Annotated in this window: 5 protein-coding genes; 1 reads left to right on the top strand and 4 read right to left on the bottom strand. The window is 32.4% G+C overall.

The window, feature by feature from the left end:
- The first annotated feature begins 134 nt into the window (after nucleotides 1–134).
- Entirely contained in the window at nucleotides 135–491 is a 357-nt protein-coding gene (locus tag V6251_RS04110; protein ID WP_341587137.1) for a hypothetical protein, read from the top strand.
- 34 nt (nucleotides 492–525) lie between these two features.
- Here the strand turns inward: V6251_RS04110 and V6251_RS04105 are convergent, their stop codons facing one another.
- The 4 genes from V6251_RS04105 to V6251_RS04090 form a co-directional block, all read right to left on the bottom strand.
- Nucleotides 526–2856 carry a choice-of-anchor L domain-containing protein gene (locus tag V6251_RS04105; protein WP_341587136.1) on the bottom strand — a complete coding sequence of 777 codons (2331 nt, stop codon included), beginning with the start codon at nucleotides 2854–2856 and terminating at the stop codon, nucleotides 526–528.
- 59 nt (nucleotides 2857–2915) lie between these two features.
- Nucleotides 2916–7733 (bottom strand): choice-of-anchor L domain-containing protein, encoded by a 4818-nt coding sequence (locus V6251_RS04100; protein ID WP_341587135.1) that lies wholly within the window; start codon nucleotides 7731–7733, stop codon nucleotides 2916–2918.
- A gap of 124 nt (nucleotides 7734–7857) precedes the next feature.
- Complete coding sequence (locus tag V6251_RS04095) at nucleotides 7858–9696, bottom strand: T9SS type B sorting domain-containing protein (protein ID WP_341587134.1); 1839 nt, start codon at nucleotides 9694–9696, stop codon at nucleotides 7858–7860.
- A 33-nt stretch (nucleotides 9697–9729) separates the two neighbouring features.
- Complete coding sequence (locus tag V6251_RS04090) at nucleotides 9730–12090, bottom strand: T9SS type B sorting domain-containing protein (RefSeq protein ID WP_341587133.1); 2361 nt, start codon at nucleotides 12088–12090, stop codon at nucleotides 9730–9732.
- Nucleotides 12091–12092 lie beyond the last annotated feature (2 nt).

Below are 12092 nucleotides of genomic sequence, written 5' to 3'. Positions count from 1 at the left end.
AGGAAGGTTAAGGTTTATAGCCAAAAACTGCTAAGGTTATAAAAAATATAAGTTTTTATAAAAAACAATACACTTTAACTTTAATTAATTGATAATTAGTATATTAAAGTAGTTTTAATGGTAGGTTTTATTTCATGAAAAAAATTATAGGCATCATATTAATTATTGTAAGTACCCTATTTACTTTTGTAGGTCTTGTAAATTTGCTTGATAGCAAACCAAGTGACGCTCCAATTTGGGTTGAATTAATAACATTATTTATTTTTATTGGTATTGGATATTTGGGTATTAAGCTTTTTAAAAGCAAGAATAATTTTAGAGTCAATCGACCGGATTGGGGAGAATTTGGTTTTCTTAATTTGATTTTGGCAGTTGTGTTTATTATTGTTGGTATTATTGCTTTAAATGAAGGCATAGTGTCTATGCAAATAGCTGGATTTATAGGTGCTGCTAAATTTTTATTTTCATTTGTTAGAGATTTTTTTCGATAAAAGTAATCTTACTTTATTATCTAGATAATTAGCACTAACGAATTAAACTAAAATGACCTCTGATCTTTTGACCATTAGATCTAGAAACTAAATACCAGTAATCATTACTAGGTAATAATTGTCCATTTAAAGTACCATCCCAACCTGAAGATTGTGGATTTAAAAGATGAATTAACTTACCATAGCGATCAAATATTTTAATATCTAAATCCGTATTAAAAGTATCATTAAGACCTATTGGTTTCCAAAATTGATTGTAATTATCTCCATTTGGAGTAAAAAATTGTGGAAAGCCTAAGATAGCAATGGTTTGCTCAGACATTCCGCAGCCATCAATTTCTCTAACATAAACTGTATGAATGCCTGGAGACACATTTGAAAACGTATTAAAGGATTGATATGTCCCATTGTCTAAAGCATATTCAAAATCTCCTGTGTTAGATAGCGTAACCGTTACTGTATTGTTGGTTGTTAATTCTGTATAAGCTACATTTTCAATAATAGGTGCTTCAATTGAAGTAACTGTTATGTCTCTGGTGTTTGAGCAACCGTTGGTACCTGTAATAATAACAGTATAAACTCCTATTTGGTTTGCTTCAATAAAAGAGGTGTTTACTCCTGTGTCTACTCCGTTTAATAACCATTGGTAGTAATAGTTATTTGGTAAGTCGTTTAATACTCCTCCATTTAAGGTTATGGTTTCAGGAAAATTATTTAAACAATATTCAAAGCTTTCGTTTTCCGAAATTTCTGGTGTAAAAAGTACATTTAAGTTAACGTCTGTTACAGCATAACAATCCGATCCATTAGAGGTTACTTGTGCATAAATGGTTTGAAAATTTGGAATTGTAGACTCGAAGTTTGTTGGCAACGGATTATTTTCCGCGAAAGCGTCTTCTTGAGTTAAGTAATAACTAATTGTAGCTCCTGCTGGAACTAAAGGTGTAATTTGAGAGCTTACTTGGCTTAAATCAAAAGTGGTTAATCCATCAATTATGGCATCGTCACAAGCGTCTAAATTATAAGTAGGTAAATTATTATTTGAAATTTGTAACGTTATCTGACTTATAGCTGTACAACTGGATAAATTATTTATGACTAAAGCGTAAACCACTTGATTGATTGTAGTATTTTGAAAACTATCAGGCGTTGTTATGGCATTTATTTGTTGTTCTGCATCTAGCAGCGAATTATAAAAACCAATGATAGATAAATCTGGATTACCAACAGTAATGGTTTGATCTGTATCAAATAAATTATAAGTTGTTATGCCATCTTGTTCTAAATCGCATTGGGTTAAGGTTGTGTTTATGGTTGTAGGTGCAGGAAATTGCTCGATCACAATTTCGCCATAAGATATGCAACCATTAGATAAGGTTACCTCTACGTTGTAAGTTCCAGTATCTGCTACTGTTAGGATAGGATTAACTTCTGTAAGAAGCTCTGTACCATCTTTAAACCATTTGTAAATTATGGCTCCAGTTTGTGTGGCATCTAGGTCTATGCTTTGGTTTTCGCATAGTGCGTTGTTTGTAGACTCAAGTAAGTTTGGACCTAAGTCTGTAGTTAATTCAAAACTTCCAGCTTCTAAAAATACAGCAGAATCGTATCTGTAGTTTTGTTCATCTGCGATTACTAATTTAACTTCGTAAGTGGTATTGGGAACAGTGTTAGCTACTGCAGACAGGACTTTGGTTTGACCATTAAAGTTAATTGGTGCAGTATTATCATTCCAGCTTCCAAAGTAAAATTCGTTTTCTTCTTGACAACCACCAGGTATTTCTGGGTGAACAGTTGTCACTTTTACAGGAACTTGAGTGCCAGGAACAAGTGCAATGTTTTCGTAGTCTGTTGTGCCTATTTCACGAATTAAAAATCCAAATAGGTCAGAATATTGACATGTATTGGCGTTGTTTTCTTGATATTCTTCTGAAGCAAAAATATAATTAAAGCTAATTTGTGTAGCCTCAGAGGTAAACTGAAACTCTAATATGGTTGCATTTAAAGTATTAGTTTCGTCTAGTGCAATCTCTAAATCTTGGTCACCATCCCAACCAGAAGCATCATCATCACTTAAAGAATCGTTAGGACCATCTACATTGCTTAACCGACCTGTACTTAAAACAATTCCGCTTTGAAAAGGAAATGTTGTACCTGTTGCATCAAAATATCCATAACTTTGGTCTGATCCTCCAAAATTACCACCAACAACATTAGTTACTTGTACATTTGTAATACAACTACTATCAATTAAGATATCCTCTACAAGTTGCTGAGGTGTATAGGTTTGAACATCTGTAACTACGTTTTGAGCAGATGAAAAACTTACAATTAAAAATAGAATAATAAAGAGTCTTTTTTGCATACCTTTTTAATGGTTTGCAAAGGTAAAAAAACAATTTTTGTTAAATGAAATTTGAAATGTTAAAGCTTAAGTGTAAAATGTCCTTTTTTCTGAAACTCGATTGGTCCTTTTTTAATGTCTGCTACGTACCAATAGTCACTTGCAGGCATTAAGTTACCATTATATCTGCCATCCCATCCAAGAGAAGCATGTGTTAATGTTTTAAGTAATTTACCATAACGATCGTAAATATTAACCACAGTACCTTTAAGTTGGTTTACACCAGTAATATGCCAATAATCAAAATAGCCATCACCATTAGGTGTAACAAATTTTGGTACATCTATTATAACTACCTCTTTGGTTGTTGAGTTACATCCATTTAAATCTATTACAGTTATTGTATGTGGACCAATTGGTACGTTACTAAAAATGTTAGAGTCTTGAGGGTCTAAGTCGTCAAGTTGATATAAATAATCACCAATACCAGAAACGGTTACTGTAATATTATTTGGGTCTGAAAAATCTACTGTTTCGGTAAAGTTAATAGTTGCAGCTTCTGACTCTGAAACGGTAAAAGTCGCAGTAGAAGTACAGCCAAATTGTGATGTAACGGTTACTGAGTATGTTCCTATTTCTGTGATTTCAATATAGCTTAAACTACTACTTGTAGACCAGCTATAACTGTCTGTTGGAATATTAGTTTCGGCAGTTACTATTAATGGTAAGTTTTCTAAACATAACACTTGGTCTTCAATGTCTACTTCTGGTTTTCTGTTAACAATAGTCGCAAAGCTAGTGGTATTAAAACATCCTGTAGCGTTGTTTTCTATTCTTACATAATATAGTGTGTTGTTTTCTGAGTCTACAAGTAAATCTGTTAATGCATTTGTATTATTAATAGCATCGTTTTGTGTTGTAAAATAAGATACACTAAAGTCACTAGGATTTTGTCCAGCTAATGCAAAAGGTGTTTGTTGACTTAAATCAAAGATGGAGAATGTGTCAAAATCATCATCGCAATTTTGTAAATCTAACAATGTACCTAAATTAGGTGTTGGGTTTACTGCCAAAACAAAAGGTTGAATAGTAAAACAAGTACTGCCTGTGTAATTAGCACGAGCAAATAAAGTATTATTTGCCACACTATAAACGTAATTTGTGTTTAATGGATTTTGTTCTGCTTGAGCATCTGGTTGAGTAGCATAAAAAGTAATTTGAATGTCTAATGTTGTGTCAATCAATGCATTTAGTGCATTGTTTAAATTATATGTAAAAGTAGCATCTTCGCAAATATCTAAAACCACGTTTGGAGTAATAGTAGGAGGTACGTCTACAATTAAATCTAAAGGTATTTGTGCATAGCAATTAGACACAGTATTAGATATTTTAATAAACACAGTCTGTGGATTAGATGTGTTGGTAAAATTAGAAGGATCACTAATTTGATTTGTTCCAAGCTCTAGATCTGAAACAGATGTAAAATATTCAATTACAATATTGTCTTGTCTAATAGATAGAACCTCTACTTCTGATTGTGTTAAATCAAAACTGGTAAAGCCATCTAAATCATCATCACATTGTTGTAATGCACTAGCTACATTAGTTTGTGGTACAGCAATAACGTTAAACTCAAAACTAGTAATGCCTTTACAGTAAGTACCATTATCTACTGTAACAAAAATTTGCTGTGGATTAACGGTTGTTGTAAAGTTATTAGGTAAAGGATTAGATTGTGTTTCGGCATCAGCCATATTAAGGTGGTAAGTGATGCTTAACGTTTCAGGCGAACCTGCACTGATTTGTGTTGAAATTTCTGAAAGATTAAAGGTCTCAAACCCATCATTACTCACATCGTCACAAACAAATACATCTGTAGGATTGTTGTAGATTGGGTTAGAACCTACTTCTATTTGAAAAGATGAGGTGCCATAACAATCTGTATTTGTATAATTTTGAACACGAACATATATAGTTTGAGGGTTTGATGTGTTTTCAAAAACGGTTGTTTTGTCTATAGCATTGCTATTGCTATCTGCATCTGCTTGCGATAAAAAATAAAGAACTTCCTTACCAATTTGTCCATTTAATATTTCTGCATCTTTATCAATAAAAATAAATTCTCCAATTTGATTACCATCAGTCTCACAATTAATTAATGTTGTTATTGGATTAAAAACAGGTAATGTATTTACATAAATAGTGATAACCTCAATGGAATAGCAACCAGTAATACTGTTTTCTATTCTTGCAAAAACCATTTGCGTATTAGCGTTATAGTTTTGGTAATCTGCTATGGCATCTGTATTGCTTTGAGCATTGACTTGAGAGTTATGAAATGTGATTGTTCTGTCTGATGTGTCAGTTACCATTTGATTAATAGTAGTTGATAAATCAATTATAGAAAAACCATCTTGATCGTCATCACAAACCAATATGTTATCAGGAGTTGTTGTGGTTGGAGCAGGTAATACATTAATTGTTAGGCTTGATGTAGCACTGCAACCATTCTCGTTTTGTACACGTACATAAACCGTTAATGGATTAACTGTATTGTAATAAAACGCAGGTAAAGGATTGGAGTTAGATTGACTGTCTGCTTGAGTTTCAAAATAAGAAACCGTTCCACCTGCAATATCTGTTGCAACGTAATCATCAAACGTATGTAAATCTATACTAGTAAAACCATCGTCATCTGTGTCACAATAATCTTGAGAGGTTAGTGTTTGAATATCAAACCCATCGTTGATTATTAATTGTATAGTTGCGTTGTGTGTACACGTTAAGCTATTTAATACAATGTATAATGTTTTTGGTGACGCATTTACGACATATTGTACATTTTGATTAATTGGGTTTATGTTAGCCAATTGGTCTGCTTCAGTTTCGTAAAAGTCAATAGTAACATCTTCTAATCCATTAATTATGGCTTCAGCTACTTGTAATAAATCAAAATCCACAATACCATCGTTTGATGGATCGTCGCATTCAAAATAATCTGTTATTTCTGTACCTGTTTCTAATAAAAAAGTGTGAATCTCTAATGGTACTACAGATGCGCAACCAGTTGTGTTATCTTCTACTCTGATAAAAACAGTTTGCTGAAAATCTGTAGTATTTGGGAAGTTGGTCGGATTAGCAATAGGATTTGTACCACTATTAGCGTCATCCAATGTTTCGTGATATGTTACAGTTACATTAGTTAAGCCTTGTAGGACATCATCAATATTTTGAGTTAAATCAAAGGTGTCAAAGCCATCTCCATCAGAATCACAAGCGTCTAACATTTGCGTGTCTGGATTTATTGCAGGATTAACATTGACTTGTATGTCTAAAGTTGTGGTTGTATTGCATCCCGTAGTTATATCTATGATACTAACATATAATGTTTCAGTATTAGTAGCAGGAGTATAAGGCGAAGCTATTGGGTTTAATCCACTTTCGGCATCAGCCAAATTATAGTGGTAATTAACATTATAATTACTGTTGCCATTTGATATTTCGTCATCTTTATCCGTAAGTGGCACAGAAGCACCTCCTGCAGAACATACAGTTAAAGGTGTTGGGTTGGTTATAGTTAAGTAAGGATTAATTATAAGATTAAACGTACCAATATATACACATCCTGAAACATCATCTTGAACACGGTAAAATACAGATTGTGTTGATGTTGTACTTAAATAATTTACTATTGCATTTGTGTTATTTTCTGCTTCGGTTTGATTAAGATGAAACGTTGTAGTATACGATGCACTTGGTAAAGCAGCTTCAGCTTCAGATATTTTAATAGATAAATCGAAGTTTTCTTCTCCATCGTTAGATACATCGTCGCATACAATTATGTCTGTCAATGTATCTGCAAGTTGTATGCTATTAAGTGTAACGTTTACTGAATCTTCAAACGTGCAAAAATCAGCATTTAAAGGTACAGTAATTTCTACTGTATAATTACCGTCAGTATTTACTAATAATGTACTTCCGGTTTCTCCTGTGATAACAGTGTCATTAAATAACCAAGTGTAAGTTGCTAAAGGATTGTCAGTATTGGCATCCAGAGTTACTGTAGCATCACATGTTGTTATATCATCTCCAAGATTTACACTATCTGTAAAACTATTTCCTTCTATAAAAACAGCTGTATCAAAGTTTCGGTCTGTTTGATCTGCTATAATTAATTTTATATTGTATTGTACATTAGGTAATATGCTTGCAGAAGCTGTTAAAACAGTTGTACGACCATTAAAATTTGTATCTCCAATGTTATAACCTTCAAAATAGGCATTGTTTTCTGCAGGACAAAAACCTACGATTTCGTCATGAATTGTATTTGTATTTACAGCAGTAGACGTTCCAGGAACTACTGCAATGTTTTGATAAGGATTACCACTTCCTGCCTCGCGAATTAAAAATGCAAAACCATCCGAGTATAAACAAGGATATTCAGCAAAATACTCTTCTGAAGCTAGAATGTAATTAAACTGAACATTGCTTGATGTAGAAATAAAATCGAATTGTATAGATGTTGCGTTTAAGGTATTGTCTATGCCTAAAGCAGCTTCTAAATCAGGATCTGTACCCCAAGCAACAGTCCCTTCATTTAAAGGGTTAGTATTTTGTGTGTTTCCTGCTGAAGTAGCGCTACCTGTGGATAGCATTATTCCGTTTTCAAAAGGAAAACCTGAACTTGCATTTTCAAAATAACCAAAACTAGAAAATCCATTAACGTTTCCGTTAATGGTAGATGTAATATTTGTTACTTCAACACAACCTTGTACTAAATTGTTTTCTACAAGTTGCTGGGCTGTAAATGAGTCGTCTACTGTAATTTGTTGTGCATGAGTAGACAAGCAAAACAAGATAAATGTAGCAATGATTGGGGTTTGTAGGTTAAGTTTCATTGACAATAAGGAAATTTAAATAACGACGAATAACATATTTCATCGTTATACTGTGCAATGATACATCAATTATCGATTAAACGCAATAATTATCGATTAAAAGTTTAAATTAATTATTTGTTCCTTAATAGTTTACGTAAACCCAACCTGTTTTTGTTTTATATTTTGGGTCATTTAAATGAAGTACATAAAAGTAGGTACCTATAGGTACTATTTTACCTTGGTTATTTAGACCTTGGTTTATTTGACCATGCCACTTTAAATTATCATCACCTTTAAATATTAAAGTGCCATAACGATTGTAGATTAATAATTCGTGATTTTCAAAAATGGTATATAAACCTTGTATATTAAAATGGTCATTATTAGTATCTTGGTTTGGAGAAAAGCCTTGAGGAATATATGGAGGACAATGTTCTGTAAATAAATCAAATTTAAATATGTCAAAACAAATATCAGTCATAGCTGTAATATATATGGTTTGAGGTGTGTTGTTTGAAAAATAATTACTGGGATTTGTTATATTGGTATTACTAGAAATAGCTTCTAAGGTTTCAAAAAATGAAAAATCTTGATAAATGGTTGTGTCTATTTGGTTTAATGTCTTAGTTAAATCATAATGCGACTTATTATAACCTTCATCACATGCTAATAATGGATTTAATTGTATGGTTTGCGGTAAAGGTATTAGCTGTATTACTTCAAAGGTATCATTATTAACTTCATTAGTTTCTGTTACAATACCATTATAGGTACCATCATTATCCACTGCAATTTCTAAAATAAAGTTATCAGGAAAAGTATCTGGAATTTGGAAACTGATTTGATTGGTTTCCTCTCCACCAATTAATATTGTATTGATGGTTTGATTTTGTGCTACCAGAATACCATCTATAAAAAAAGCAATAGGTGTATTTGCAGGCAAACTGTCTGTACTATTATAATTAAATACAGAGTAGTTTACAGTTAATATTCTATCATTGCAAGTAACCTGGTAATTATTTAATTGGATAGTAGCGTCTGGTAATTGACTATTTAAAACCGTAATAATATTATTGATTATTATTAAATCGGCTCTAAAAGTTCCACCAGAATCTAAACCTCCTGTTGTTAAGTTAATTGTTACCTCTGTATCTCCTATAGCGATGTTGTTTTCTATATTGTAAACATCTAAATCTGCATTATAAAAATCAGTAGCATTAGTAAAAGTATTGGTGCCATTAAAGGCATTGTTTGCTAAATTAAGAGGAGGATTGGATAATACATTACCATTAATAGATAGGGATTCGCCATAGTTTAAGGCATTATCACCTTCCCAAGCTAAAAAACCAATTTTGGCATTGTCATTATCAAGGACATTTACATTTTCTAAAACAATCGTTTTGTTTTGTACGTCTCCATTAATAATTTCTAATCCTAAAAATAGATTTACTTGATTTAAAGGAAGTGTACTGTCTTCAAAAATAACATAAAGACTCCATCCTGCATAGTTGGTCCTATTATTACAGTAACCAGCAGTTGAGGTTAGTACTTCTGAAATATCTAAATCTGCAAATAAGTAGTCGCCATTACCATGCGTAATTACCAAATTGGTAACATCTGCATAGCTAGCAAAGTAAGTAAGCAACCCATCAGATCCAGCGTTATAAGTAACATTATATGTGTCTTCTGCAATTATTGTTTGGCTATTTAATGAGACTTCAGTATCTCCTGGTCCAGAGCCTGACCAAAACAAATAAGCAGATATTATGTTACTGTCCATAGGCAAGTTAAGACTTGCTTGAGATGAAGGTAAAATACTACAAAAGGATTGCGATAAATTATTTTCGGCTTGATTTAATGTGTTTCCAATTGCAGTATAATCATAACGACCATTAAACTGCTGAAACAGCGTTATATCTTGCGCAATGGTAAATTGCGTTGATAAGGTTAATAGTATTAAAGCAATAATTGTACGATACATTTAATAGCGTTTCATCCTTAAATGTACGAATAACTAGCGTTTTAATGTAAAATGATTTTTATAAATTAAACCATTACTTAAGGTTACTACAAACCAATAATCGTTAGTTGGCATTGGATAGCCATTAAAACTGCCATCCCAACCAATGCTAGAAGGTTTAAATTGATTTAACAATTTGCCATATCTATCAAAAATTTGAACTAGTGCGTTTTTTTTAGAATTGTCACTTAAACCTTCGACTTGCCAATAATCATTTTTACCATCATTATTTGGTGTAAAATAATCTGGAAATTTTATTAACCAAATTGGTGCTTCGGCAACACCACAAAGGTTTTTATCTCTAATATAAACTATGTGGTTACCTGCAGTTGTGTTTTCAAAAATGTTATCGTTTTGATAAGGACCATTGATGTTATCCAAAGCATATTCATAATCACCCAAACCTGAAACAATAACCGTTATTGTTGTGTTATTTGTAATAATTTCTTCTATATAAGGAATACTTGAAGCTGTAACTGTTACCAATCGGTCTGCATAACAGCCTTCAGGATTAGTGGTTGTTATGCTGCTTAAAAGTGTGATTCTTACAATATATTCACCAGGTTGAAATGCATCAATTTGTGGTGTGGTTTCTAAACTTGATAACCACAAAAATGAATATTGATTGTGTGGTAAATCTAAATATCCGACATCAATGGTAACAAAATCTGAGACTGAATTTTTACACAAAAAAACATCTTCATCAGCTACAATTGGAGCAGAAACTGTTACTAAATCTAACGTACTTATAGAAAAACAATCACTAAACGTTCCATTTGATAGTGTTACGTAGATTGTTTGGTTAGTACTTGTTGCGTCGTAATTACTAAAATTTAATATATTATTTTCTGTCTGTTGCGCATCTTCTAAAGTTTCAAAATATGCAATATTATAATCTGGACTCAAGTAAGATGATGGAATTGCATTTTGTAGATTAAATAGATTGTCCGTTTGGCAGCTATATAATGGGTCTAAAGTTAAAACAGGTGGTTTATCAGTAATAGTTAAGGATCTGTAAAGGGTTTGGTTTTGACCATCTACAACAAAATTTATAGTAATATTAAAGGTACCATAACTTGAAAAAACATGTGTTGGATTTAGTAATGTTGAGGTGTTGTTAATGCCAGAAGCAGGATCTCCAAAATCCCATTGTATGGCGTCTATGCTTGTACTAAACTCTGTATAAAACTCTGTGACATCACCAAAACATGTATTATTAAAAATGTTTGTAGCGTAAAAATAAGATTGAATAAAAGGTGGTAATCCCAATTGACATATCTTGTCATTTAAATTTACAAATCCTGACAATACATTACAATCCACACCAATAGTGTTAGGATCTGTAATTACAGCCATAGACGTTCGGTCAAACTCAGCAACATAAATTTTACCATCCAACGCTTGTTGTAAGGCACCAAAAGACCCAGTTCTTTGTCCAACGATAATATCAGATGCTATTATGCTTGACGCAGAATTTAAGCCTAAATTGTATTGATGGATAAAGGAAAGGTTTGTATCATAATTTAACTCGCTAACATAAAGTAATTGGCTATCTGGTGAAAACTCGCAACCATAAAATCCTGGATTATTTGTGCTTAAATTAGGAATATAAACAGGATTTGTCAGTTGTCCAGTTAGCGCATTAAAATCAAATACTTCTACTTGACTAACATAACTTACAACCGAAGCTACTTTTTCTCTATTAGGAGAGGCTTTTAAATATCCTATGGTTTGATTAATATCTCCTCCATAATATGTTCCAATACTAGATACAATAGGTGTTGTTGAGACACCTAAATCTGAAACCAGATAACTAACAAATTCGTTACTTTCCCATCTGTGGCTAATAACCCAAATGTCTTCACCATTAGACGCTTCGACAGCCGTAAGTTTTTCTGTAATAGGCGATTCTAGTAAGATGTTTTTATTTGCTGTTACTGCACCTAAACCACCAGATAAAGACAAATCAACTTCAGAAAACCTTAAGCCATTAGATCCAGCTCTGTCGTCGACCGTAAAAATATAATAGATGGTGTCACTATTAGGTTTTGGGATAATTATAGCAGACTGTGTGCTAGAGTCATTACCTAGCAAATCCAATCCATTAGTCATTATGTCATGGTTTTTGTTCCATACGGTTGATCCATCAGAGTAGATAATCAAGTTTCCGCTATTGTCAGACATACTAGCACAACCTTCGGTAGTATTTAACTGAGAAGCACCTAAAGGTAAAGGATATCCAGAATTAAAATTAAGGCCAGCATTTTCTCCAAATGTCCAGTTTGCTGTTTCATTTTGTGAAAAACAAATAGTAATACACAGCATTACGGTTGTATATAATATTTGTTTGTTCATAT

The sequence above is a fragment of the Olleya sp. Ti.3.14 genome, from assembly GCF_038154885.1.
In the GTDB taxonomy this organism is placed as follows: domain Bacteria; phylum Bacteroidota; class Bacteroidia; order Flavobacteriales; family Flavobacteriaceae; genus Olleya.
This window is presented reverse-complemented; position numbering and strand designations above follow the sequence as displayed.